At 40.5% G+C, this 26,172-nt stretch carries 19 protein-coding genes; 9 read left to right on the forward strand and 10 right to left on the reverse strand.

Annotation, left to right across the window (positions count from 1 at the left end; translation table 11 throughout):
- Positions 1-245: 245 nt before the first annotated feature.
- The 4 genes from J4N24_RS12835 to J4N24_RS12850 all read right to left on the reverse strand — a co-directional run bounded on the left by J4N24_RS12835 (position 246) and on the right by J4N24_RS12850 (position 5,568).
- The gene (locus tag J4N24_RS12835) at positions 246-1,847 is read right to left on the reverse strand and encodes a solute:sodium symporter family transporter (RefSeq protein WP_207534090.1); all 1,602 of its coding nucleotides are present in this window, start codon (positions 1,845-1,847) and stop codon (positions 246-248) included.
- Positions 1,847-2,866 (reverse strand): GntR family transcriptional regulator, encoded by a 1,020-nt coding sequence (locus tag J4N24_RS12840; protein WP_207534091.1) that lies wholly within the window; start codon positions 2,864-2,866, stop codon positions 1,847-1,849. The genes J4N24_RS12835 and J4N24_RS12840 overlap by 1 nt, the downstream gene beginning before the upstream one ends.
- Positions 2,867-2,959: 93 nt before the next feature.
- On the reverse strand, positions 2,960-5,002 hold the full coding sequence (locus J4N24_RS12845; protein ID WP_207534092.1) for an alpha-amylase family protein: 2,043 nt from the start codon (positions 5,000-5,002) through the stop codon (positions 2,960-2,962).
- Positions 5,003-5,061: 59 nt separating this feature from the next.
- On the reverse strand, positions 5,062-5,568 hold the full coding sequence (locus J4N24_RS12850; protein ID WP_207534093.1) for a 3'-5' exonuclease: 507 nt from the start codon (positions 5,566-5,568) through the stop codon (positions 5,062-5,064).
- 225 nt (positions 5,569-5,793) lie between these two features.
- On the opposite strand from J4N24_RS12850, the gene J4N24_RS12855 reads away from it, so the two are divergent.
- From J4N24_RS12855 to J4N24_RS12865, 3 genes are all read left to right on the forward strand, one after another.
- On the forward strand, positions 5,794-6,240 hold the full coding sequence (locus J4N24_RS12855; protein WP_207534094.1) for a KTSC domain-containing protein: 447 nt from the start codon (positions 5,794-5,796) through the stop codon (positions 6,238-6,240).
- A gap of 6 nt (positions 6,241-6,246) precedes the next feature.
- Positions 6,247-6,798, forward strand: coding sequence for a uracil-DNA glycosylase family protein (locus tag J4N24_RS12860; RefSeq protein ID WP_207534095.1), 552 nt, complete (start codon positions 6,247-6,249; stop codon positions 6,796-6,798).
- Positions 6,799-6,981: 183 nt separating this feature from the next.
- Positions 6,982-7,860 carry an NmrA family NAD(P)-binding protein gene (locus J4N24_RS12865; protein WP_207534096.1) on the forward strand — a complete coding sequence of 293 codons (879 nt, stop codon included), beginning with the start codon at positions 6,982-6,984 and terminating at the stop codon, positions 7,858-7,860.
- A gap of 25 nt (positions 7,861-7,885) precedes the next feature.
- Here the strand turns inward: J4N24_RS12865 and J4N24_RS12870 are convergent, their stop codons facing one another.
- The 4 genes from J4N24_RS12870 to J4N24_RS12885 form a co-directional block, all read right to left on the reverse strand.
- Positions 7,886-8,536, reverse strand: coding sequence for a DUF1361 domain-containing protein (locus J4N24_RS12870; RefSeq protein WP_207534097.1), 651 nt, complete (start codon positions 8,534-8,536; stop codon positions 7,886-7,888).
- Between the two features lie 100 nt (positions 8,537-8,636).
- Positions 8,637-10,040: a B12-binding domain-containing radical SAM protein gene (locus J4N24_RS12875; protein WP_207534098.1), complete on the reverse strand. Its 1,404-nt coding sequence runs from the start codon at positions 10,038-10,040 to the stop codon at positions 8,637-8,639.
- Positions 10,041-10,264: 224 nt separating this feature from the next.
- Positions 10,265-10,555: a hypothetical protein gene (locus J4N24_RS12880; protein ID WP_207534099.1), complete on the reverse strand. Its 291-nt coding sequence runs from the start codon at positions 10,553-10,555 to the stop codon at positions 10,265-10,267.
- A gap of 92 nt (positions 10,556-10,647) precedes the next feature.
- Entirely contained in the window at positions 10,648-13,548 is a 2,901-nt protein-coding gene (locus J4N24_RS12885) for a ligand-binding sensor domain-containing protein (protein WP_207534100.1), read from the reverse strand.
- A gap of 177 nt (positions 13,549-13,725) precedes the next feature.
- Here J4N24_RS12885 and J4N24_RS12890 point away from each other — a divergent pair, with 177 nt between their 5' ends.
- From J4N24_RS12890 to J4N24_RS12915, 6 genes are all read left to right on the forward strand, one after another.
- Entirely contained in the window at positions 13,726-14,556 is an 831-nt protein-coding gene (locus tag J4N24_RS12890; protein WP_207534101.1) for a hypothetical protein, read from the forward strand.
- Between the two features lie 72 nt (positions 14,557-14,628).
- Positions 14,629-17,637: a SusC/RagA family TonB-linked outer membrane protein gene (locus J4N24_RS12895; RefSeq protein ID WP_207534102.1), complete on the forward strand. Its 3,009-nt coding sequence runs from the start codon at positions 14,629-14,631 to the stop codon at positions 17,635-17,637.
- 39 nt (positions 17,638-17,676) lie between these two features.
- The gene (locus J4N24_RS12900) at positions 17,677-19,341 is read left to right on the forward strand and encodes a RagB/SusD family nutrient uptake outer membrane protein (RefSeq protein ID WP_207534103.1); all 1,665 of its coding nucleotides are present in this window, start codon (positions 17,677-17,679) and stop codon (positions 19,339-19,341) included.
- A 125-nt stretch (positions 19,342-19,466) separates the two neighbouring features.
- On the forward strand, positions 19,467-20,762 hold the full coding sequence (locus J4N24_RS12905) for a glycoside hydrolase 5 family protein (protein WP_207534104.1): 1,296 nt from the start codon (positions 19,467-19,469) through the stop codon (positions 20,760-20,762).
- Between the two features lie 12 nt (positions 20,763-20,774).
- Positions 20,775-21,878: a family 16 glycosylhydrolase gene (locus J4N24_RS12910; RefSeq protein WP_207534105.1), complete on the forward strand. Its 1,104-nt coding sequence runs from the start codon at positions 20,775-20,777 to the stop codon at positions 21,876-21,878.
- Between the two features lie 27 nt (positions 21,879-21,905).
- Complete coding sequence (locus J4N24_RS12915) at positions 21,906-24,209, forward strand: glycoside hydrolase family 3 N-terminal domain-containing protein (protein WP_242691611.1); 2,304 nt, start codon at positions 21,906-21,908, stop codon at positions 24,207-24,209.
- An 80-nt stretch (positions 24,210-24,289) separates the two neighbouring features.
- Here J4N24_RS12915 and J4N24_RS12920 read toward each other — a convergent pair whose 3' ends face one another.
- Both J4N24_RS12920 and J4N24_RS12925 read right to left on the reverse strand, forming a co-directional pair.
- Positions 24,290-25,306, reverse strand: coding sequence for a glycoside hydrolase family 43 protein (locus tag J4N24_RS12920; RefSeq protein WP_207534107.1), 1,017 nt, complete (start codon positions 25,304-25,306; stop codon positions 24,290-24,292).
- Between the two features lie 138 nt (positions 25,307-25,444).
- Complete coding sequence (locus tag J4N24_RS12925) at positions 25,445-26,170, reverse strand: hypothetical protein (RefSeq protein ID WP_207534109.1); 726 nt, start codon at positions 26,168-26,170, stop codon at positions 25,445-25,447.
- Between the last annotated feature and the right edge of the window lie 2 nt (positions 26,171-26,172).

Here is a 26,172-nt window from a genome sequence, read left to right on the forward strand (position 1 = left end):
TTATAGTAGCTTTTTAGTCATATGAATTTATTTAATTAAAGTTCTATTCTATTCTGTACTACAATAGTAAGGAAATAAATTCCACCTGCAAAATTTTTTATATCAAAATCAAAAATTAAATATTATAGACTCCTGCAAAGAAATACCACTGCTTATCAGGCACTTAATATAACTCACACTTCTGAGGGGTCGCAAAAGTAAGGGGCAACAGAAAGAGATAGATTAGGCCTTTACCAAAAAATTTATTATTTGGCTAGCACCAAGGGAGAAAAAACCAGATAGATGAGAACCATTAATACCAAAAGCACAATGCTGTAATAATGCCTGTTCTTCCAGGGTGAAATATCCACCTTATTATTTAGTTCAAGAACGAATGGAGTAGCGCGAGGTTTTAAACGGCCAATAATCAGCATTAACAAAGAGGTTATACAAAAGATAATGGCAACAACGTGTAGAAAATGAAGTTTAATATCAAAAACAAACTGACTAAGTAGATAACAGATAATAAAAGTTACAAGCCCGGCTTTAGCGGCAAGGGCCGGAACCCTTTTTGTTATAAAACCCAAGAAAATAATAGTGAATATAGGTATAGTGAATAATACACCAACCTTCTGCAGGTAGTTATAAAAACCCTGCTGAGAGAAGATTATGAAAGGCGCAAAAAAGACGGCAAATAATGAAATAGCAATCTGAAAAAGTCGTCCCGCCCTTACCAATTCATATTCCGAAGCTTCAACTCCGCGCTTTTTTTTCAAGTAAGGCTTATATAAATTCAACACGAACAGTGTACTGCTGCTGTTCAGACCTGCATTGTAAGTGGTTATAGCCGCTCCTAACAAAACAGAAGCTGTTAGTCCCACCAAAAAGCCTGGTAAAACATCTTTAACCAAGGTTGGAAAAACCTCTGCAGTATTATTTAGGGAAGGATACATATGAACAGCAATCAAGCCTGGGATATTAATTAACAGAGGGCAAAGCAGTTTAGCTAAACATGCAAGAGCGATTCCCTTCTGACTATCCTTCAGACTTTTGCCGGCTATTGCCTGCTGTATGATATACTGTTCCATACCCCAGTAATAAAGGTTCACTATGATCATACCCGTAAACAAAGTAGAAAAAGGGACAGCATCTGTTTCTGATCCGATGGCATTTAGGTGTTCTTTCTTGGACGAGACAAGTACTTCTAATCCTGATTCTACACTTCCTCCTCCTAAATGCATAAGCCCATAATACGGGATAATCAATGCAAGAACGAACATACAGGTACTGAGTACTGTATCAGAGATCGTTATAGCTTTAAAGCCACCCAATATAGAGTAGAGACTTCCGAGTATTCCAATTACAAAAACAAGTAGCCAAATACTCTGCCAATAACTTATCCCGAAGAATGTGGGTACATTGAACATACTGCTAAATGCTACTGCACCTCCATAAAGCACTGCTGGCAAAAGATTTACGATATAGCTGAATAAAAACACAATGGAGACAAGCAATTTCGTGTCCTTATCATAACGCTTCTCAAGAAAATCGGGAGTGGTCATTACCCCGGTTTTAAGATAAATGGGAATGAAGTATTCAGACACAATTAACATGGCAAACACCGAGGTAATTCCCCACCCGATGACCGACATGTTATTCATATAAACCGATTCATTCTCGCCAATAAACTGGTTTGAACTTATATTGCTGAAGAATAAAGAGGCACCTATTATAAGGTATCCATTAGTCCGACTCGCAAAGAAAAAATCAGTAGTAGTGGTTTTACTACTACCGGACGATTTCACAAACGAAATAAATGCGGCTAAAAAAGTAAAAAAAACGAAGCTTAATACTATAGTAAGGTTCACTATAATGAGTTTCTTCTGATTAATTCATTTTTCATGGTATGCTTCACAGGCGTCTTACTAAGCACAAACTCTGCTGCCATCCTTCCCATGTTGGCGAAATCAATCGAGAAGGTAGTGATGCCATCAAAAATTATTTCTTTTACATAGTCGTCGTTATGTGAAAGAATTCCCAAATCCTTACCTAAAACCAAGCCTTTGCTTTTCGTATCTTTCAACATCTGCCATAACTCTAAATTATGGATCGTGAAGTAGACTTTCCCTGACTCAATACTACCTGGCTCGTACGTATTTTTCAGTATGCCGTTAATATTATAATCTTTTACAAACTTCTTAAAGGATTTCAAAACCTCATTAGGCTCGGCAGAAGAAGGTTTAAAGAAGAAAACAAATTCGTCAAATTCCCTTATCCGGTCAGCGAGAGCGGCGAAAGCTCCATAAGATGATTTCTCAAATTCCTGCACGATATAGGAGTACTCTCCCTTCAACCGAAGATAACGGTCCACCATCAAAAACTTATTCATCGGAAGTTCTTCCAGCAAAGCAACTGAATTGGGATGGGGAATTGGAGCTATTACGTACATCCCATATTTCCCTTTAATATCCCTTAGAATCGTCTCAAATATTTGAGGATTATTGTGATGAAAAAAGATATCGAGATGTACATTTTCACCCAAGCTACTTCTGAAGCTCTGATAAAAGGTTTCCTGAAAGGTATCAAAGGCAAATAATAATAAGCAAACCTTTAGATGCTGCTCAGTCGATTCGGTTGAGACGAAATAACCTCTCCTATTCTTGGATTCTATGATCCCTCTCGTTATTAACTCTTTGTAAGCCCTTACTATCGTCTCCCGCGCGTAGTTAAACTCCCGGATCATCTGATTAACCGAGGGCAGCATATCTCCTCTCGATACGATCTTTTGATCTATCGCATTAATAATCCCCTGTACAAGTTTCTCATGCTTGGAGAAGGAATTAACATCTTCCAGTACTCTTATCTCATTAAATAGGTCGCTATTCATTAATAAGGTTTTTTGTATCGTTTTTACTATTAAATGGCCAGTAGTTAAATTTACTATCTCTCAGAGCTCGCCCAGTCTTTTCTAACCAACAGCTCATAGTTCGATTTTCAAAAGCAGTGCATCCTTTGCAGGAACTTTTATTTTATGATCTATCCCCAAAGCAAATGCTTTTCCGGAAAATATATCCATAGAGTTACTTTTTAGTACTCCAGACAGCCCGGTTTTAGAAAGATCTACCTCCAATTCCTTATCAGAAGCTTCATAATTAAAGACCGCAAAATAACAGAATCTCCCGATCTTTTTCCAAAAGACTTCACATGCAGATTTTCCGGTATTTCCAACTAATGGTCTGAAGGCTTTACCATCTGCCACCAACTCCAACAATTCATCTTTTTGAAACAATTCTTTCGCCCTGGTTCTCCATATTCCGGGGGTCGAGAAGTCGTCCCCAGTAATAAATGTTCCTGTTATAACGGCAGATAAAGTTCTGGCTCTATTCTCACCGTAACTTTCAGTTGCAAGCACCACATGGTCTGCGTCAACGTAATTGTACAGGTTAGTTTGCCACCAGCCGTAGGTCAGGCTATTTAAAGTATATTCGGTTTCATTAATTGCCTTGAATGCATCACAAGCTATACGCCTTGCATGTACGTAACGGCCAGAAGCCATTGTCGGGGAAATAGCTGCATAAATAAGCATCTTATTATCTAACTGGTTCACAAGATATTCCATGCCCGACCTATAAGCCTGCATGCCTGTAGAAATATTTTTATCGTAGAAAGAATCGGCCTCAATCGCTGCATGTCCAAGAAAATCAATTTTAATCATCTTAAAACCACATGCCTTCAACTTACTAATCACTAACTTTATTCTTTCCCTGGTGCCAGGATGGGTGGGATCTAAAGCACGGGCGCCATCGAAATCATGATAGCCTCCGTTCACTTTCGTCCAGGCATCCCCAAAAACATAGGATGTACCCTCCATCCGCCTCTGCCCTCCCGACTTAAATCCCCAATCAGTAAAGGGAGCCCAATAAACGCCAGGCTGCAGACCTCTCTTAACACAATATTCAGCAAAACCTTTAAGTTCACTAAAATCACCTTCTAAACCTCCTTTAATCATATTGTCCCAGTAAGAATCGAGATCGATAAAAAAATCTTTCCCGTTTCTGAAGCCTTGAAGGCTATCAGCGAAAAAATCGACAACACCGGTTGCATTCTCATAGTTTATATTCTGCTGTACAACGCCCCAACTATTCCATCCTACCGGAGTCGGTTTATTCCAATTAAAGACAAAGGGTTTCTCAGCAAGCCTGTTAGCTTTTGCGTATTCTTCCAACCCCTCCCGCCAATCGGAGAAATAACCAACCATAAATTTCGCTGACTTAAGCTGATTATTCACCAAAAATCCATGTTCGTGCTGATCCCGCGTTACATCTTTATCGGTATATCCTGATATCGCGCTTAGCTGGTAACCAAAACTACTAGCCTTTGTCTTTATGGCCGACTTCCAAACCTGGTGTTCCACTGATCCGATAACCAATCCCTTACCTGATGTCTCCTCGTAAACTGTCCCGATCTCTGAACTGATATTCACCACTCCTTCTTTAAATTCTTTGGCGTCGTAACGTATCCACGCGTCGTTATCGAAGGGGACAAAAAGAGAACGTTGCTTTAGCTTTCCCTCAGGATTAATTACATCGGCAACTAGAGGCACCATATAATTTGATTTCAATTTAAATCCTTCAATCGTAAGGTCAATAAGAAAAAAAGGCTTTCCTACATATGTATAAATATTATGGCGGATAGTGGGTTTCCCCTCAGACTGGTACTCTATACTCGTTTTAACCCCCCGGCCAAACTCATCATTTATCTTTTTACTACTCGAGGTTCGGTTCTTATAAATACTTGTGTTCAAAGTTGTATTTAAATAACGCGCATCCATCGTGCCGTTAGCTATTATCTTTTTACCCGACTCAAACACTTCCAGCTTACCCGACAAAAGATCATACCTGATGCTTCCGGTCTTTCCGAAAGGAATAATGACAGTTTGTTTTGTGATAGCAGTTGCTCTGGTAGAAATCAGAGAAATCAGAAGTAATAATCCGGTTAGTTTAAGGGATTTAAGAAGAGACATATTCTATACTATTCTACAAGTATAAGATATAATTCTTTTTGGACAAAAATATTATTTACTTAGGAATTAACCGGCTGACTTTCAGCAGTCTTTTTATTATGCATAATGAACAATTTCGCACAAGCAATTGCATCAGATAGAGCGTCATGGTGATTAAGTTCTATCCCATAGGTGTGACAGAGCAGATTCAATTTCTGTCCGTAGATCTTATATGTGCAATGGGTTTTAAATCCAGGAACAGTAAGGCGATAGTAACTTAGGGTTTGTTGAAGACAGCTAACATCAAAAGCACTATTATGAGCAACAATATTTTGATCACAGATATAAGGTCTTAGACGTGGCCAAATCTTATCGAATGTGAGGGCGTTCCTTGTTTTCTCCGGAGTTATCCCATGCACGGCAATGTTCTGGGCCGAGTAGAAATTATCAGGCGGCCTCACTAGTATAGCTCCTTGCTGCGTAATTACATTCTGTTCTACCCGCACCAAACCGATTTGGCAAATACTGTGGCGTTTTCCCTGAGCTGTTTCGAAGTCTAAAGCTGTAAAGGTGTGTAGATTATTCAAAATTATAAGATTGAAATATTCGCACTAAAGATAATTCTTTCTGTCTACCCTATCTCTATTCCTATGCATTAATAACAACAAGGGCGGGGGTTCAAATCAGATTTCGAATAAATGATCCAGGAAAAGGATTTAATCGTACCTTTGCCGCTCCTTAATGAGAAAAAGGAAGGATTAAATAGATTATTACTCAGGCATTTGCCTGAATTCCCACTCATATTAAATTCATTGAAAAAGATTATTGATTACAGGAAGCTGTTCGGGGTAACAGAAACAGCAGATTTACAGGAATTGAAGACGGTTTATCGTGGATTGATGAAGAACTGGCATCCTGACAAATTTCAGGAAAGTGAAGAAAGCAAAACAGCCGCCGAAGAAAAAAGCAAAGCAATCATTGAAGCTTATCACTTCCTGGTTAGTATAGCTCCGGAAACCAGAGAAAAAACAGCAAGTGAGTATATAACTACAACTAACTCTGCTATTGCCGACTTTCAATTCAAGTCTCAGGTCCTTACAGTCAGCTTTATGGATGGCAACGAGTATGAATATTATGGCGTTCCCAAAAACGTATATGTTAAATTTATCAATGCAGACTCTCCTGGTCGCTTTTTTAGAAGACATATCTGTAACGCTTACGTTTACAGAAGCACATCCCGTTTAACAGCTTCAGCTTAGCCGCCTATGCCAGTAGTAAGACATAAATTCCAAAGCATTCAGCCTGGTGCTGATGCAGAAATGTTAATTCTTGGCACTTTTGTACCCGAAGCCGAAGAAAATACAGATTTCTTCTACGGGCGTTCACGAAATTATTTATGGCATCTGCTTCCTATCTGTTGGAAGCTGGAGTCATTGAAAGAAGCTTCTTTAACTCAGAAGCAGGATTTTATGAGAAAGTATAAGATTGGCTTTGCTGATCTTATCAACACTCTAGAGGTGCCAGAAGGAGAAGAGGCTAATACCGATGATAATTTCGTTGACAGCCACGTATCTGAATGGAATAACATTATTTCCTTAATAGAAAGTCTTCCTGCACTGAAAGCTGTTTACTTTACAAAGAAAACATTCAACGGCATTCCGAATATCAAAGAGCAGCTTATCGCCATTGCCGCTTATTGTAAACAAAAGAACATCCGCCTCTGCAAGCTTGAAACCCCTGCCCGCCATTTCAGCGTAGAAAAACAGCAGCAGTGGGTTGATACCATTGTCTTACAAAAAACTTGTCTGAGAGTTTAAGGTAATCCTCCTGTTTTCCTGTTAGGAGTAGGCACACGGTTTATTTTGACAGATTCAACCATCGGGACCACAAATGTTAGTTAAGGTAAAAGTTCCATCTTTTTTCACTACCTAGACTTTAACCCCTGACATACTGTTGTCATACCAGCTGTTCATCTTTGAACTATCGAAATGAAATGTGGTATGAATATTATTGTAGGAGCAACAGGACAAATAGGTTCTCTTATTTTAAGACAACTCAAGGATGCAAATATCCAGGCAAGGGCAGTATTGAGAAACCCGGCAAAATTATTTGATAAAACTTTAGAATTCAGACAAGCTGATCTCTTTAGCCTGGAAGAGGTCAAAAGAGCATTCGAGGGAGGATCCACAGCGTTCCTTATCACTCCGGAAGATCCAAATTCGAATGATCCGATAGGAGATGCTGAAAAGATCGTGGAGAATTACAGATCTGCGGTTATCACTACGGGGATACAGAAGGTAATAGTTTTATCCAGCATCGGTGCTCACCTTCAGGAGAATACTGGCAATCTGGCGATGTCCAGAATTTTAGAGCAAGGGTTTGAGGATCTGGCAGTAGAGAAAATTTTCATACGGCCTTCATATTATTACAGCAATTGGTTGCCTTATCTTGACATAGTGAAGCAATATGGCACACTACCCACTTTTTTCCCTGAAAATCTTGCATTAGATATGAATGCTCCTGAGGATGTAGCCAAGTTTATAGTCCTAGTACTTTCCGGTAAAATCGATAACGCCAGTCAGAAAATTATTGAATTAACGGGTCCTGGCCTGTATAGCTCTTCTGATGTGGCAACTATACTTTCAAAAGTATTCGGTAAAGAGGTACAGGCCCAGCAAATACCGAAAGAGAACTGGAGGGAAACCCTTTTATCTGCCGGATTTACTGAAAATGCTGCTAAGAATATCATGGAGATGACACAAGTTGTTGTTGATGGAATGGCAATACCTGAGAATCCGGATAAGGTAATTCGTCTTTCGACAACTTTGCAAAAATATTTTGAAGGACAAACGGCCATTGAAGATGGCATATCCACATAGATCATGCTCGCCCAGTCGCTACTTCTTATCGTCTAACAAGCTTAAATGAGCAATACATCATATTTAGTAGCAAACCGATCAATATAGTAAAGCCCCAGGTTTGAGGATGAGCAATTGGGTGAATAAGACGTTCAATGATATCGTAGAGCAAACTCCATGGACTGCTTAGAATATCCCAGCTATTCCATCTCAAAAACCTGCCCAGATAAATACCAAAGGCGCTCAGGAACAAAAAGCAACTCGTTAGTATTAAAAGTTTTAACCTGCTCATATACTGTTCAAGTAAGGCCTCTATATCCATCAAACTCTGAAAGCCGTATAATAAACCGGTCCATGCGAATGAAAGGATTAGTATAAGGTCAAACCATATCGGAGCAGAGGTCTCAGACCGAAGATGAAAAAGATCTGTTAGAATATACGGTGAATTGGGAAAGAATAGTAACCAAATGAAGATGAGTACTGAAGTCACCCATCTCCTATTGATCCTGTAAGCAATAACATAAGTACTAATAAACCAAGGTATAAAGGCGAGAAACAGGTTCCAGTTAAGAAAAAGATAAGCGCCTGTCCCGGTTGTCAAAAATCTTAAAACCGATAAGATTAATGAGAATACCGACATTATTACAAGGAGATACGATGTATTAGCGCGGTCAATTTTTTTTAATTCTGCTAACATAACATAAAGGTGTTTTAAATGGTAGAAACGATAGTAAACCCATTTTTTATAAAGTCATAGGGTAAATGCTGCTTAGCGTATATTGAGCCGTATAACGTCGCTACAAAGAAACTGTCGCTGCAATTTGGGAAGGACCGGTTGAAACTTTTCCGTCTAAGATATTCCCGTTGATCATACCTGAACCAGTTCTTTTACTCATGTCAATTGGATAGTTTCTCCTAACACGTTTGTAGGCATAAAAACCATTCATAAATAAGGCTAGAAAAGCTGCGCCCATACGCAATGTAAAAGCCGCCCGGATTATTCTTCTAAGAGAATACTTGAGAGAAAACGACTTTTTCCATAAAGCCCGGTGCGCGTCCAGCAATTTCTGCTCAGTCATTTTTTTCGGCCTGAATGCCACATTATAACCGTTGTAGAAATTCCAGTTCCTATCTTCAATGATCCTTCCCTCCATCTTCAATGTAGTATAAATGGGAGTACCCCGAAAAGGAGTCATGATACTTAAAAACGGCACATCTATTCCGATTTCCATTAATTGATCAGCCATGTTAATAATACTCTGCTCATCATCATTGTCAAACCCGGCAATAAATCCTGCCATAACAGCAATTCCTCTTTTCCTGATCTCTGCAACAGCTTCTTTGTAACTGCTTATTTTATTTTGTCTTTTATTCGCATCTGCCAAAGATTCTGTCCCAAAAGACTCTATACCAAGAAAAACACCAATACATCCAGATTCCTTCATAAGATCAAGTAAGTCCGAGTCTTTTGCAATATCCATGCTCGCCTGCGTAAGCCACCACTTGTTCAAAGGGATCATACCCTTCAAGAGTTCTTTTATATAAGGCCTTCGGATAGTAAGATTATCATCCCAAAACCAAACAACTTTTCTTTGCCACCAGAACTTGAACCTGTCGTATGAAGCATCTATCAGTACATCTTCCACAGGTCGTAACCGAAAGCCGGGATTTAGTGAAGGAACAGTGCAAAATGAACAGGAAAAAGGGCAACCTCTGGTAGCTTGAATGACTTTCTTAACGAAAAATTTGTTTGGAAGAAGATCATACCTGGGTGTAGGTAAGCCTTTCATATCACAAGGAGATCCCTTATAAATTCGCTTAAGTTGATTAAGCTCCACGTCTTCAAGAAGAATAGGCCAGGCATTCTCTGCTTCCCCCGTCACAATCGCATCAAAATATTGAAGTGCTTCTTCCTCACAATAAGTGACATGAGGTCCCCCGGCAACTACAGTCTTTCCTTTCTTCCGGAACTCTGTAGCTAAGTTATATGCAGCATTAGCAAAACCACTAAAAAATGAAATTGCAATAAGGTCAGCATTACTGTTTATTTCTATCTGGTCTACCTGCTGATGAAACACCCGGACATCATGTTTCTCAGGGGTTATTGCAGCTAAGTGAATACCGGTTATTGGAGGTACAAAATCCCTTTCGTGTCCAAACTCATATCTCTGAATATAGGCGATGATTAAATCTATTTTCATTGGAATAATCTGTTTAATTATTTATGGTTCTCATTCTCGCAGTAATACCGGTTCACTTACTGCAAAGAGGATCCTGCTCACATGCTAAATTCATATGAGAATTATTTTTTTAAGAAATAAAAGGAGAATAACCGTTTAAGGTTAGAGCTACGGTTAAGGCTTAAAACAAAAAGAAGCCCATCTATTGCACCGCAGGAAAAGCAGCACTAACCACATGGAGCATTTTAACTTCCACTAAATGGGGTACCAAATACACCCACCGCAAGTTCTGCCCAGATCAGTACAAAAACCAGCAATAACACTGCTCCGAAAATAAACCTCTGCTTTTTATTTTTAAACTTTGCCAGGATTAAATCGAGTCCAAACCCTGCCCCTAACAGCAACAAAGCAGCTATAACGAAATCGAATCCACTCCAGTTCACTTCAGAGCTAAACTGCATTGCAACCAGCTGAACCAGTAATAGTAGTCCCACCACTACTACAATCCCAATTTGTCTTTTTCTTCTTGTGATCATGATAAATCAATTTGATAAACCAAAGGTAATACACATACTTTGAATTTCAAAGTAGTTTGATATAAAAATAACTATGAAAGAAAAAAACTATATTAAACTCTCTCTGTCAATTTGAAATCCTTGAAGAACTCAAAGAGATTTACTTCACCTGTTATTTGCAGCTTCTTCCTCAGCCGGTACCGGCTGATCTCTACTCCGCGGGGGGATATTTGCATCAATTGAGCAACTTCCTTAGTGGATAGGTTCATCTTCAAATAGGCACAAAGTCGAAGATCGTTAGTAGTTAAATTGGGATATGCCGATTTAATATCGTTTAGGAAATTGGTATGGACTTTATCAAAGTAAATTGCAAACTGCTCCCAGCCGCCGTCAGCCTTTTCTTCATGACTTAAAGTTTTTAGGATCTTCTTTATCTCCATTTGCGGCAGCTCATCAACAACGTGCTTATTCAGGTTACTAAGCTCTCCCTTGATCTTGTCAAGGAGTTCGGCCTTCTTCCCCAGGTGCATAGCAATAGAAGCTAATTCTGAATTTTTTGCCTCAATTTCTGTTTCAAGCTTCTCATTTTTAAGCTTAATTATCTCTTTCTCTGATTTATCAATTTCCAACTGATGCAGATATTCCAAACGTCTCTGCTCTTCTTCAAACTGCCTTTGCTGATCGAGGAATTTTTTGTGCTGCCGCTGATATATCTTATAAATAATAAATGCTATTATAAGACAGTAGATAAAATAAGCAAGCAAGGTGTTATACCAGGGGGGACTTATGGAGAACTTATAAAAAGCCGGCTCAGACTCCACTCCAAAATTATTCCTGGCTTTCACTTTAAATATGTAATCACCATAGGGCAAATTGGTATAATCCTTTTCAGTCTTCTTAGTATAAACAGACCAGTCCTTATCAAAACCCTCCAGATAGTAACTGTATTGGATATTAGATTGATTTTTATTGACAATAGAAGAATATTCGAAGTGAAAAGAATTTAATGCAAACTTAACTACAGGCACTTCCGACTGTTTCTTCACCTCATTCACCTCTCCGAAGTAACCTCCAAAAAGAAGAGAATCTGTTTTTCCAATTGCCTTAATCAGGCTGAATTGAACTTTTATTGAATTACTGTTACTGCTGTACTTTTCAAAGTTTATATGATAGAAACCCTTCTGCGCCCCTACCAGCACATTATTCCTGTCGATAGGATTAATATGTTCAAAGCCACTAACCAGTTTACCATTAAGCTCAGGTATATATATTAACTCAGTTTTCCCTTTTGAAAACTTACAAACACCCAGGTTCTTATCTTGGATAAACCAAATATTTCCGTCAGCATCCTCCTTCAGATATCGTATATAAAGGCTCCCGAAAATTTTACTGAAGTAGGCAGAAGGATAGAAACGGTTATTCTTTTCATGATATTCATAAATACCACTCTCGGTGCATATCACGATCCGGCCTTTTACCTTATACACATGATTATTATACGTCGAAGGTAAGCCCTTACTTTTAGTATATAATGAGATGACAGGCTTATTGAAATCCTTAAGGTTTATCTTATAAACTCCTTTATAGGGGTGGGAAGCCCAGATAATATTATCAGCCCCCACAGTTATAAAACGTGCCGATTCATTAAATCCTTTAATACTTCCTGCAAGTTGGTAACCTCCATGATCTGCTTTAAACACATCTATACCATGATAGTTACCAGCCAGGATAACATCAGAACCAAGCTGTTTATGTTTAAAGGGAAGAAAGTTCCAATACCCTTTGCCTGATGAGAATTGGTTCGCAGCGTTCAAACTTAAAAGAAAAGCGCCCTCGTGCTTACCCAAAAGTAAATTTCCCCCAAACTGATCCAGCCCCCAGGTTTGCCCTGCGGTATTTTCAACATACCGGGGAGTACCAGAAGCCAGACCTAAATCTTCATTGCTATTTACCGGCAAAGAAAACACTGCGCTGGACAAACCGAAAAACAAAGTATTATGTGAAATTATAGAGGAGTGCCCGGCTCCCTCTGCAAATACATCTGGATTAATATGTTTTATGGCATTGTTGCTCGCTATAAAGTCAATTCCATTATTAGATCCAATCCATAAGTTGTTATTCTGATCCTCATGGATACTTAAAATAGTACTGTTTTGCAGTCCCGAACCTTTATTAAAATTATAAATGATCCTGCCTTGCCTTGTTGCTATGTAAAGACCGTTATAGTTGGTAGCAATAACCATCAGCCCACTCTTGTCACTAAATGCCTGCAATATCTGTTTTCCTTTAAAATTTCCGGAGCCAAAGGAGGTGAGAGAATGAAGACTACTATTGGAAAGGGTAAATAAACCATGATCCATGGAGGCAAGAAGAATAGTGTCCCTGGCAAATGAAGAAACCGACGTTGTAACAAAGTTTTGAGGGAGTTTAATATACTTAGTGCTCAATCTATCCTTCTCCAGCACAGTCAGGCCTTTTTGCCTATCCTGAACTATTACTTTGTTGTTTGCGGTTCCAAGAAAGACCCATTGAGACGATGTTGGAATCGCACTAACCCTGTTGTGCCTTAACCTGAAAATTACATTGTCTGTTCTGAAATATACATCGTTACCGATAGCAACAATATCCCATATATCAGCAAAAGAACGTATTGCACCCGCAAGAAGGGGTTTTAAACTATGAAATTTTAATTTTCCATTATCAGTGGGAGAGAAATAGCCGAACTCATCCTGCCCTCCTACATAGATCCTGTTATCCTTCCCGATAGCTATTGACCTGACAATAGTTTTGTTTGGCAAGGGATATATCTTCCAGTAGGTCCCATCAAAAGTTAACAGTCCCTCATTATTAGCAAAGTAGACCAAGCCGTTTTTGTCTTGCTGAATATCCCAGTTCTGAGTTCCTCCATTATACTGTGTTTTTGGATAATTAATAATATCAGGCAGGCCAATTGGATTATTTCCAAAAGCATGCAGGTTAGTACAAATTACCAGGAAAAGGATAAGCCTGAACATGATTTATAATTAGTGAACTAAAAATAGAGAAAATCAGGATGAATGCCCAATGTTGTAGGTAAAAACCGCCTATACAAGCTAATTTATGGGTTTTGTTGTAGGTTTGTTGTACCCCTAAATTCTGCTAATACACACAAGTACCCCTACATTTGCTTCAACAAACCAATTAAACTAATTATGAATTTAAACCCTTTACTTAGCAAAAGGTACCTTGCTGTACCGCTAATAATTGCATCGCTATTTTCAGGATGTAAAGAAAACGAAGGAGAATTGGGAGCGGCAGCAAAAGCTGCATTTAAGGTAACTCCGGTTGCTGGAAAAGCAAACACGTATTTACTGGAAAGCACTTCCGACAATGCTTTCAGGTATCAATGGGATATCGGGGCCGGTCAGGGAATCAGAGCCGGCAAAGCAGTAGATACAGCCTACTATTTAAAGAAGGGCACCTATGACATTAAACTTTACGCTTACGGGAATGGCGGGTACGATGTGAGTAGCCAGCAGGTTACGGTTACTAGTGATGACCTGTCTCCTATTCTCAACAATCCTGTATTTCAAAAGCTAACTGCCCACCCCTGGAAGCTTAACCCTGCCTCTTCGGCTCCGGTTATTGTAGGTACCGAAGGAAATCCGGCTGAGTACTTTCCAGGTGGTCCTCTGGCTGATTGCCAAAAAGACGACATTTATACTTTTGCTTTTGTAAACAACGACTTTAAAGCTAGTTACAATGCAAATGGTTCGACCTTTAATGCCGGAAATATCGCACCAAACTATAGCTGTGCAGCCGACCGTTCTTACAATAACGTCAGTTTCACTTTCAGCTCTACTGTTTCCGGAGTTGGTCTTGCAACGATTACCCTGCCTGGAAATCCTCCGGCAAATTTCATTGGGGTTACCGATGTGTCTTCCAACAACTACCGTATCATTTCCATCTCAGATACAGAAATGGTATTACGTTCTGGAAAAACCAATGAGACTGTACACCAAATGAGATTTGTAGCGCAATAAAGAATAAGACTAACCAATTCAATCATGGAAAAAATAAAGCATCTTATCGTATTGCTAATAACATGCTGCTTTATGCAACAAGTATTAGCTCAAAATATTACCATAGCAGGAAAAGTTACAGACAAACAAGGACTGCCTCTTCCTGGGGTATCGGTAGTAGTTAAAGGTTCCCGCACGGCAACTACTACCAGTCCAACTGGTACATTTTCCATTGCAGTACCAAAATTAGGTTCAACCCTTGTTTTTAGCTTTATCGGAATGTCAGAGCAAGAGGTGCTGGTCAATTCATCCACAGCACTTAATGTGGTGATGGGTGAAAAATCGATTACAATGAACGAAGTTGTGGTTGTAGGGTATGGTAGGCAACGCCGGGAAAGCGTAACAGGTTCAATTGCAACCGTTAACACAAAAGAACTTGTACAAAGCCCTGTTGCCGATTTAAGTAATGCGATTGCGGGACGTGTTTCGGGGGTTATTACCAAACAACCGGCAGGAGAACCAGGAGCAGACGCAGCCCAAATCTATATCCGTGGTAATTCAACTTTCGGCAATGGAAGTATGGAACCCTTGGTAGTGGTAGACGGAATTGTCAGATCCTTTAGGGATTTCTCTCAAATGGATCCTAACGAAATTGAATCAGTAAACGTATTAAAAGATGCCTCTTCTGCGGCAATCTTCGGTGTTAAGGGTGCGAACGGTGTAATTCTTGTAACCTCAAAAAGGGGCCGTGCGGGAAAGATGAGTGCAAGCTATTCTTTCAATTACGGTGCTTCTCAGGTTACCCGCCTGCCTAAAAATCTTGGCTCCTATGAATATGCTGTTCTGTTTAACGAAGCTAAGCTTAACGATAATCCAAACGCTACACCCGAATTTTCATTAGAGCGATTGGAAGGATTCAGAAGCGGATCTGATCGGGAACTATATCCGAATACAGACTGGATGGATCTTGTAATGGGAGGTACTGCTCCAAGGATGCAACACAATGTTTCATTAAGCGGCGGTGCAGAGAAAGTCAAATATTTTGCTTCTCTGGGTTATCTTAATGAAGATGGCTTATACGAGTCTTTAAACTACAAACGTTATAATGTCCGTACAAATCTTGATATGCAGGTTACCGCAACTACAAAATTTGCAGTAGACCTTGCCGGACGACTGGAAAACCGCCTTACTCCTCCATCTGGCAATATTTTCGAGCACACGATGCGGAACCCTCCTATTCTGCCTGCGAGATTTTCAGATGGACGACTGGCTAGTCCTGGTTCCTATCCAAATCCTCTGGGTTTGGTAAGTCCTGAAAGTGGCTACAACAGAACTTCCGGAAACTTTCTCTTAACGAACTTCCAGCTTACTCAAGACCTTCCCTGGGTTAAAGGCCTGTCAGTTAAAGGGGTTCTAGCGTTCGACAGAAACTTTAGTTATAATAAAGTATGGAATTCATGGGTACCCCTTTATGTTAAGAATGCCGACGGCTCCTTTGGAACTACTGCCCCAACTAAATCCTCCCTAAACAAGAATTTCGGCGAGGGTAAAGGCATAGAATTGCAAGGTCATATTAACTACGAAAATCGCTTCGGCCAGCACGGAATTTCTGCACTCGCACTTTTCATTCAAAAAGAAAACGAGAACAGCAGCCTTTATGGTGGAAGGAATTCTTATGAAAGCTCTGCTCTTGAATTACTCAACTTTGGTCCCGCTTTAAATGAAACACTTGGAGATTTCGAAAATAAGACAGGATTAAAAAGTGCAGCATTTCGTATCAATTACGATTATGCAAACAGATACTTCCTGCAAGCAAGTTTACGTCGCGACCAATCAGAAAACTTCGCTCCTGAAAACAGAACAGGTTACTTCCCTGCCGTTTCTGCTGGTTGGTTAGTAAGTAAAGAAGCTTTTATGAGCGGAATTAAGGCTGTCGACTACTTCAAGTTAAAAGCCTCCTATGGTAAACTGGGAAGCGACCGGATAGGAAGCCGGTTCGGTTATTACAATAGGTATAATCTCGTAAACAACAACTACGTGTTTGGAAACACCTTGGTTAACGGCTTAACTCCGGGAGCTATTGCTAATCCTGACCTCACCTGGGAAACTTCTACTAAGTCTGATATCGGTTTCGAATCTCGATTTGCCGGTAATCTGCTTGGTATCGACTTTACCTATTTCGCTGAAAAACGTGATGACATTTTAGCTACCCGCAGTCTGTCTGTTCCACTGTCTTTTGGAGCTGCCTTGCCCAGTGAAAATATCGGAACGGTTAAAAATAAGGGTATTGAGGTTGCATTAAGTCACGATAACAGACTTAATAAAAATATGAGTTATTTCTTGAGGGGTAATTTCACCTTTGCAAGGAACAAAATCATTGAAGCTGCTGAAGCAGCAAATGTTCCTGAAGGTAAGAGGATCACAGGAAGGCCTAACAATGGCTATTATGGATACAAAGCCATTGGAATTTTCAGGGATCAGGAGGATTATAATAATTCCCCGAAGCCAACAGCCTTCCTGAATTCAACAGGGCCTGGTGACATTAAATACCAGGATATTAGTGGTGCAAACGGTACTCCTGATGGCAAAATAGACGATTACGATATTACTTACCTAGGAGTTGGTCCTTTGCCTGAGATCATCTATGGTATCAATGGAGGCTTAAACTTTAAAGGTTTTGAATTTAATTTCCTTTTCCAGGGAGCTTCGAGATCGCAGCAACTTCTTACTCAAAATGCGGCATGGGCATTCTATAACAGCGGTCGTGTTACTGAAGAATGGCTTGATCGCTGGACTCCGGCAAACCCAGATGCTTCTCTTCCGCGCTTATCTCTGAATGCTAATGGCAATAATAATCTAACCAGCAGTTTTTGGGTAAAGAATTCCAGCTACCTGCGCTTAAAGAATGTTGAGCTGGCGTACACGATAAAGAATAAATTCCTTTCCAGATACACCTCTGGAGGAGTAAGGATATTTGCAACAGGCCAGAATTTATTCACCGTTACTGATATTCTAAATGTGGATCCTGAGAATACTGCTGCTAACGGATGGTATTACCCACAGCAAAAGACCTATACAGTGGGATTGAATGTACAATTCTAAAGAGAGATCAAATTATTAATCAATTTAATTCGACAAGAAATGACTTCTTTAAAATATAAATGGGCAATAGGAGCTTTCATGCTTGCCTCACTAACTTACTCTTGTAAAGATGACGTTCTGGACATAAAACCAACCGACTTCGTTTCAGATGCAGCTGTTTTTAGCGACATCAATCTTACGAGTCAGTTTGTAACCAACATTTATTCGAGTTTGTTAAGCGGGTTCGAACGCAGGGATGCAGGGTTAGGGCAAGACTGGTCTGTAGGTTTCGGTTTACTGGACATGGCCACCGATGACATTGAAGGACACGCATCCCTCAACGTTAACTCTATTCAAAATGGGGATCTGAATCCTTCCAACTTCAATTTCAGTATTGAAATGTGGCAGGCAAACTATATCGTAATCCGGAAAGCAAACACTCTTTTGGCACGGATAGATGCAGTACCCACAACAGATAGCAACCTGAAAGCACGATTGAAAGCCGAAGGCAAATTCCTAAGGGCATTTGCTTACCAGGAACTGATAAAAGCTTTTGGAGGAGTACCTCTCATTACTACAGAGCAAAAAGTGAGCGATGATCTTTTTGTCCCAAGAAGCTCATTTGAAGAATGTGTAAACTTCATAGTTAAAGAGTGTGATGAAGCGGCTGTTGATCTTCCTCCTGGATACTCAGACATCGAATTGGGCCATGCTACAAAAGGGGCAGCTCTTGCCTTGAAAGCTCGTGTGCTACTGTATTATGCTAGTCCCTTGCACAACCCTGGCAATGATACTGGCAGATGGAAACGTGCTGCGGATGCTGCAAAAGACGTAATGAATTTAAATGTCTATGAGCTTTATCCAAATTACTACCGTCTGTTCCTCGACAAAGCTGGAAATAAGGAGGTGATCTTTGCAAAAAAATATGGAAGACCAGGAAGGACTCATGAAACAGCCTGGAAATTAGGAATGAGCATCCAGGCACCAGCTGTAATTGGAGGAGTATGGGGAGCCTTTCATGCTACTCAAAACCTGGTGGATTCATACGAGATGAAAAACGGTATGCTTATATCTGAACCAGGGTCCGGTTATGAGCCTCAAAATCCCTATGCTAATCGCGATAGCCGCCTGGACCAATCCCTCCTAAGAAATGGTTCTCAATGGAAAGGAGTTACCGTTGAAACTTTTGAAGGAGGAAATGCAAACATGGCATCTAATGGCGACCGCACCAAAACCGGATATGGTTTAAAGAAAATGATGGACGAGAAATATGTTACTGCAGACCAGGTGTATCAGGGAGGCGATAACGACTGGCTGTTTATGCGATACGCAGAGGTGCTACTGAATTATGCAGAAGCACAGAATGAGTTTTCACCGGCACATAGTACCGCTTTTGATGCCTTGAACGAAGTTCGTAGAAGAGCGGGACAACCAGCATTACAAGGATTATCTCAGGCACAGCTACGAGAAAGGATTAGGAATGAGCGAAGAGTAGAATTGTCCTTCGAAGAGCACAGGTTTTTTGATGTCCGCAGATGGAAACAGGGTTCGATATATTTCAACCAGCCTGTAAAGCGTATGAAGATTGTGAAAAACAGTAATGGCACCTTTACTTATACCGTTGAAAATTTAGAGAACCGCATCTATAAAGAGAACTTCAATTTGCTACCAATTCCACAGATAGAGAGGGAGAGAAATCCAAAGCTCGAGCAAAACGATTACTAACAAAATACATTCAGGACTTTGCTGACCTGCAGCATTGCGACAACACGCTGTCTGGTTCATTACGTGTCAGCTCTGACGCAAGTCGGCAATACTCCTGAAATACCTTCATAAAACACAACATAAGGATGAACAGGAATATAGTTAGAGCAGTATTATTTGCTTGCCTTCTATCTGGTACAGCCAGAGCCGGCGACTTTCCTATTAAACAACAAGCTGTTAAAGTTGAGGTAGTGAAAAGCGGAGTTGGATATCAACTTTTTCGAAACGGTAAACCCTATTACGTTAAAGGCGCTGGAGGGAATAATTATCTTAGCCGCTTAGCTTCTTATGGTGGCAATTCCATAAGGACCTGGAGTACTCAAAATGCACAACAGATACTTGATTCTGCCCAAAAACACGGCTTGACTGTTTTAATGGGATTACCTGCGGTGCCTGAGCGACATGGTTTTGATTATAACGACGAAGAAGCTGTACTAAAGCAGTTTAATAAGATCAAGGCTGAAGTTATTAAGTACAAGGATCATCCAGCCCTTTTGGCTTGGGGAATCGGGAATGAACTTAATCTTTCCTACAAGAACCCCAAGGTATGGGACGCAGTAGAGGAAATAGCAAAAATGATCCACGAAATAGATCCCAATCACCCTGCATCTACTGTCCTTGCCGGAATTAACAAGAGTGAAATTGACTATATCAAATCGAAAACAACGAGTCTCGACTTCCTCTCCATTAATACCTACGGAGGTTTGGCCGGACTACCTGATCGTGTTACTGAGCTGGGTTGGACAGGTCCTTATATGGTAACCGAATGGGGACCAACAGGCCACTGGGAAGGACTATCCACCCAATGGAATGCACCGGTTGAAGAAACGAGCAGTGAAAAAGCAGCAGTCTATAAAAGCAGGTATTCATATTCAATGGAGAAAGATAATTCCCGTTGCCTCGGCTCCTACGTGTTCCTTTGGGGACAAAAACAAGAGCGTACTCCAACATGGTATGGATTATTTACTGAGAAGGGTGAAGAATCAGAAGTGGTTGATGTGATGCAATACCTTTGGAAAGGCGAATACCCTGCCAACAAAGCTCCTCATATTTATTCCTTCCAACTCGATGGCAAAAAGGCAAACCTTAATGTAAAGCTGAAGCCTGCAGAAACCTATACAGCGAAAGTCCTTGCTATAGATCCCGATAACGATAAGACAAGTTACGATTGGGAATTGCTGCCGGAAGCGACAAAAGTTGGCGAAGGCGGAGATCATGAAGACAAACCGATAGCAAGAAGCTTCCAGTTCAGACAAATAGGCAAGGGTACCATAAGTTTTTCTTCACCTGAAAAAGAGGGCGCTTACCGACTTTTTGTATATGTTAGAGATGGCAAGAACAAGGTAGCTACTGCCAATATCCCATTCTATGTTAACCCTTAGTTTCATCTGAAAATGAATGCAAATAAATTAATAAGGTTAAGTCTTTTATTCCTGCTGTTTTGTCCTTTATTAGTACAAAGCTGTAAAAAAACATCAGAAACAGCAGGGGTCACTAACCTTAGTCTTGAAGCCGAACCACTTAATGATGGTTCAGGACTGGTTAATTTTAAAGCCTCGGCCAAGAACGCAGACCGGTATTATTTCAACTTTGGCGTGTCAGCGAACGAAGAGGGGATGAAATCGACTACTGGCCAGGTTTCTTACAAATATACCTCCACTGGCACCTACTCGGTAAAAGTAACTGCCTATTCTTCCGACAATAAATCAGCCTCATTTACCAGGCAAGTCTCAGTAACAGTTAATCGTACAGATGACGAAAATGTATCCCCTGATAATTATCCCGGAATGACCTTGGTTTGGAGGGATGAATTCAATGGAACATATTTAAACACTTCAGACTGGACTTATGAAATCGGTACAGGTGATAATGGCTGGGGAAACAATGAATTGCAATACTATAAACAGGAGAACCTTTCTGTGGCAGATGGCATACTTACGATCACTGCCAAACGCGAGAGCTTCGGTGGCAAAGAGTTTACCTCTTCAAGAATAAAAACTCAGGATAAAAAGACCTTTCGTTATGGTAGAATTGACTTTAGAGCAAAACTACCTAAGGGGAAAGGAATATGGCCGGCACTATGGATGCTAGGAAATAATATAAGTACGGTGTCCTGGCCTGCAGCCGGGGAAATTGATGTTATGGAAATGGTCGGCGGCGGTGCAGGAAAAGACAATACTGTTCATGGAACCATCCATTTCGACAATAATGGAACCTATGCTAATATTGGAAAATCTTTCACTTTATCAAGTGGAGACTTCTCTGATAAATTCCATGTATTCTCGGTGATTTGGGAAGCTAACAGCATCAAGTGGCTGGTAGACGATGTAGAATTCAACACCATCGACACCTCCTCCCCTGCTTTCAGTGAGTTTAAGAATCATTTTTTCCTGCTTATTAATCTCGCAGTGGGTGGCAACTGGCCTGGAAGCCCTGATGCCACCACTGTTTTTCCGCAGAAAATGATGGTAGACTATGTACGTGTATTCCAGAAATAATAAAAGATTCGATAAACAAAAGAATTTATGAAAAATGCAATTGCTGCAATGCTACTATTTGCAGTAACAACACACACTTTACAAGCCCAAAACAAAAGAGAAGATAAGCCAGGGTTTCATACTGAAGTACAAGCTCTGCTATCTAAAATGAGCCTGGAAGAGAAAGTAGGCCAGATGACTCAACTAACTCTCGATGTTATTACCAAAGGCCCTGATCGTTTCAGTAGTGCTGAGCCAGTAGAACTCGACCCGGAACTAGTGAAAAAAGCATTCTCAAAGTATAAAGTTGGATCGGTACTTAATACAGCTAACAACCGGGCTCGTAGCGTAGAAGTATGGCATAAAATAATCCGCGGCATTCAGGATGCAAATAAGGGAGGTCTTGCCATTCCTGTGATTTATGGAGTTGATGCGATACACGGCGCAACTTATACCGCCGGAGCAACCATGTTCCCGCAGCAAATAGCCATGGCGGCCAGTAGAAATAGAGAGCTGGTATTGAAGGGTGCGGAAGTTACAGCTTATGAAACCCGGGCAAGCTCTATTCCCTGGAATTTCTCACCGGTACTCGACCTTTGTCCTGATCCTCGCTTTCCCCGTCAATGGGAGACATTCGGCGAAGATCCTTTCCTGATCTCAGAGCTGGGCGTGCAGATGATTAAAGGCTACGAAGGACAAGACAATAAGATATCCGACCCCTTCCGTGTTGCTTCCTGTATGAAGCATTTCCTTGGATACCAGGTCTCCGTTTCCGGGAAAGACCGTACTCCTGCTTATATTTCCGAGCAGGCGCTGCGTGAATATCATCTTCCTGCCTTTAAAGCAGCAATCGATGCCGGTGCACATACCATCATGATAAATTCAGGAATTATAAATGGGGTGCCGGTGCATGCTAATTCCGATATTCTTATTAAACTTTTAAGACAAGAGCTCGGATTCAAAGGCCTGGTGGTAACTGATTGGGGAGATATAGAAAATCTTTATCAAAGGGATAAGATAGCAAGGGATCATAAAGAGGCAATTATGATTGCTATTAATTCCGGCATCGACATGAGCATGGTCGCTTACGAATACGAAAGGTTTTGTGACAACCTGATTGAATTGGTAAAAGAAGGGAAAGTAAAAGAAGCTCGTATCAACGAAGCGGTAGGTCGTATATTAACCTTGAAGTTTGAGCTGGGGCTTTTCCAGAAAGGTTTTTCCGATTACAAGAAGTATACGAAGTTTGGTAGTGATGAGTTTGCAAGATCAGCATACCTCGCAGCCGGTGAGGCAATCACACTTTTGAAAAACCAGAACAGCATACTACCACTAAAAAGAAATGCTAAAGTGCTTATTGCTGGACCGAACTCCAATTCAATGCGTACCCTTAATGGTGGCTGGACCTACTCCTGGCAGGGAGAGAAAGTGGAAGAGTTTGCTTCTAAATACAACACCATCGTAGAAGCTTTCACTAAAAAAGCAGGTGCTGCTCAGGTTTCTTATATCCCCGGAGTGAGTTACAAAATGGCAGGAAAATACTTTGAAGAATTTGAAGACCGAATGGATGAGGCTGTGAAGGCTGCATCGGCTGCTGATGTAGTAATCCTTTGTCTGGGGGAGAACTCCTACACAGAAACACCAGGTAATTTAAGTGATCTTTATCTCTCGGACCTTCAAACTGAACTGGCAAAAAGGATTGCAGCAGCAGGCAAACCGGTAGTATTAGTTTTAAACGAAGGACGACCAAGGATCATCAGCAGAATAGAGCCTCAAATGGCAGCAGTGGTCCAAACCTATCTTCCTGGTAATTATGGAGCGGATGCTCTTGCTGATATAATCTATGGAGACATTAACCCTTCAGGTAAACTCCCTTATAACTACCCTAAATTCCCGAACTCTCTGGTGCCCTATAACCACAAACCATCAGAAAGCAGAGAGGTAGTACAAGGAGTATATAACTACGACGCCGACTATAATCCGCAATGGGAGTTTGGCCATGGTTTAAGCTACACCAACTTCAGCTACAGCAATCTTCTTTTAAGTACTGATAAGATATCTGCAACCGGAACTATTACTGCTTCTATAGAGGTAAAGAATACAGGATCAAGAGAAGGCAAGGAAACAGTCGAACTTTACCTTAGCGACCTTTATGCATCCATCACTCCGGACGTAAAAAGACTAAAGGGTTTCGAAAAGATAAACCTTAAGCCCGGTGAAAGTAAAACCCTGCACTTCACTATTAGTCCGTCTCAAATGTCATTTATTGGACGAGATAATAAGCCAGTTGTTGAACCCGGAGAGTTTAAAGTAGAGATTGGCAAACTGACAAAAACTTTTACTGTTCAGTAGCTGAATGAATTAGAGGAGGCTATTGATAATTGCTAAACTAAGAGGGCTGGTACTAAATAAGTACTAGCCCTCTTAATTTCTTATTTCACCTGTTCAGAAACAGGCCATTTTTTTAACAATCTCTTAAGTTCTGCTTTTGTGATTGGTAACACCGTCCCGTGCCGAGGATGAAAGTCCATCGTTACTTCATTATCAATTACATGGAAATTTCTTAGATCTGATGATTGAGTAAACTGATATTTCCCTTTAGTGTACAGGTCGTACATTAGAATATATCCCTTTCCGTCGTTAAGCTTAAATACCCCCGCTCCTTCTACCGGGTCAGTAGTTTGCTGAACTTTTTCCTCTTTTAATTCATAGCCTTCTGTCAACTTATCAGACAAAGCAAGTTTTATGCCTGGTTTACCGCTTTCTCCTTTGAAAAACAGGTGAAAAAGGCCATCTTTCTCAACAATATCTGCATCTATCGCACCGGAGTTAGTAGGACTAAAAAACAGTTGCTTGGGTTCAGTTTCAAGATCTGTAAAGTCCTCATTGGCGTATGCGTAATAAATTTTATCGGGATCATTGCCATGTTTAAGAGAAAAGTAGATCATGTATTTTCCAGCCTTAGAATCGTAAATTGTTTGAGGAGCCCAAGCCCTTTTCAATGCCTCATTTCCTGCAAAGCGCTGCTGAAAATTAACCACGCTACTAGTCCAGTTAATCAGGTCAGTTGACTTCATTAATACAATAGCCCTATTCGAATCCCAGCCATTAGCAGATATCATATCTGTTGCCACCATGTAAAAAGTCTTGCCATCTGCGCCACGAAGGATGTGAGGATCGCGTACCCCCCCGGTTGTACTGATCTTTTCACTGCTGATCACCTCCTTATTATCGTTCAGTGCTTTAAACTTATATCCGTTGGTACTATAAGCAAAGCGAATAGCTTCTTCTGACTTTCGGTTTCCTGTGAAGTAGGTGAACAGATAGGCGGAAAATTTATTTTTGGGACTCTTCTCCCTGGAAGAATTTTGCTGCTGTTGTCCATAAGCGTGCATCTGGGAAAAACTTAAAACCACACATAGGGACTGAAAAATGTACTTTTTGATCATTTCTAAAATAATTGGTTAACCTTCACATCAACTGCGTTCTTATAATTTGAGCAGATCCGTAAAATCAATAAGTACAAAAAAAGGAATAAATTATAAATAACAAAGGGGCCAAATAATTTAGAGAAGGGGGTAAATCAACTATCCGAAGTATTTCATGATCTTTTCCAGCTCTAGCTGGATCTCCTTCTGCATATTTTCCCCTGCTAACAAGAAAGAACTTCTCGTTGCATTGAGAGAATCTTTTTTTGTTGTTATCTCCTGGCTGATCTGATTGATCTCGCCCTTCAACACGTTCAACCGCTGGGTAAGTGCCCTTAATTCCTCTGCCTTCTTCTGCAGATCGAGCTCTTTTTGTTCAAGTTCAGCTTTATACTGCCGGGCATGTGCGGTTTGAAAAGCGTTAAGGTCACGCCCAATTACATTTTGATATTCATGACCGGTGGAAATGAGGCGCTCCTTACTTAAGCCTGCGTTCTTGAGGATATTAAAAGCTGTAACGTACCTAAGGTTTTCATCTGCAATATCATCAATATCTAATTTCGCTTCTATAAATTCTTTGAAATCAGGTCCAGTAAATGCAGGGTTCTCACGGTTAGCTTTATCTAATAATGCTTCGAAATAAGCTGTATGCTCGGGAAAGGGCATAGTATCGGATTGCCGAATAATAGCTGAAGCGGCTTGCGATGTTGTAGGCGGGACACTTGCAGCTGCTGTTCCTTTCCCTGGCTCATCAATAAGGGGATGCGTGGTATCTTTATCTGAAGTCGGGGGTGGAGCCTGAAGAGGATTATTTTTAGCTACTTGCTTGCTCTTATCTTCCTCAAACTCCACAAAGGGATTCAACAAAGCCTTTAAAAAACTCATGC

The organism is Desertivirga arenae (genome assembly GCF_017355785.1).
GTDB classification, from domain to species: Bacteria; Bacteroidota; Bacteroidia; order Sphingobacteriales; family Sphingobacteriaceae; genus Desertivirga; species Desertivirga arenae.

Bases quoted from the DNA above. Each gene is read 5' to 3' on its own strand.
- J4N24_RS12915 (WP_242691611.1), top strand. From the start codon at position 21,906: ATGAAAAATGCAATTGCTGCAATGCTACTATTTGCAGTAACAACACAC.
- J4N24_RS12840 (WP_207534091.1), bottom strand. From the start codon at position 2,866: ATGAATAGCGACCTATTTAATGAGATAAGAGTACTGGAAGATGTTAAT.
- J4N24_RS12860 (WP_207534095.1), top strand. From the start codon at position 6,247: ATGCCAGTAGTAAGACATAAATTCCAAAGCATTCAGCCTGGTGCTGAT.
- J4N24_RS12890 (WP_207534101.1), top strand. From the start codon at position 13,726: ATGAATTTAAACCCTTTACTTAGCAAAAGGTACCTTGCTGTACCGCTA.
- J4N24_RS12920 (WP_207534107.1), bottom strand. From the start codon at position 25,306: ATGATCAAAAAGTACATTTTTCAGTCCCTATGTGTGGTTTTAAGTTTT.
- J4N24_RS12845 (WP_207534092.1), bottom strand. From the start codon at position 5,002: ATGTCTCTTCTTAAATCCCTTAAACTAACCGGATTATTACTTCTGATT.
- J4N24_RS12865 (WP_207534096.1), top strand. From the start codon at position 6,982: ATGAATATTATTGTAGGAGCAACAGGACAAATAGGTTCTCTTATTTTA.
- J4N24_RS12905 (WP_207534104.1), top strand. From the start codon at position 19,467: ATGAACAGGAATATAGTTAGAGCAGTATTATTTGCTTGCCTTCTATCT.
- J4N24_RS12885 (WP_207534100.1), bottom strand. From the start codon at position 13,548: ATGTTCAGGCTTATCCTTTTCCTGGTAATTTGTACTAACCTGCATGCT.
- J4N24_RS12900 (WP_207534103.1), top strand. From the start codon at position 17,677: ATGACTTCTTTAAAATATAAATGGGCAATAGGAGCTTTCATGCTTGCC.
- J4N24_RS12880 (WP_207534099.1), bottom strand. From the start codon at position 10,555: ATGATCACAAGAAGAAAAAGACAAATTGGGATTGTAGTAGTGGTGGGA.
- J4N24_RS12870 (WP_207534097.1), bottom strand. From the start codon at position 8,536: ATGTTAGCAGAATTAAAAAAAATTGACCGCGCTAATACATCGTATCTC.
- J4N24_RS12910 (WP_207534105.1), top strand. From the start codon at position 20,775: ATGAATGCAAATAAATTAATAAGGTTAAGTCTTTTATTCCTGCTGTTT.
- J4N24_RS12895 (WP_207534102.1), top strand. From the start codon at position 14,629: ATGCAACAAGTATTAGCTCAAAATATTACCATAGCAGGAAAAGTTACA.
- J4N24_RS12925 (WP_207534109.1), bottom strand. From the start codon at position 26,170: ATGAGTTTTTTAAAGGCTTTGTTGAATCCCTTTGTGGAGTTTGAGGAA.
- J4N24_RS12875 (WP_207534098.1), bottom strand. From the start codon at position 10,040: ATGAAAATAGATTTAATCATCGCCTATATTCAGAGATATGAGTTTGGA.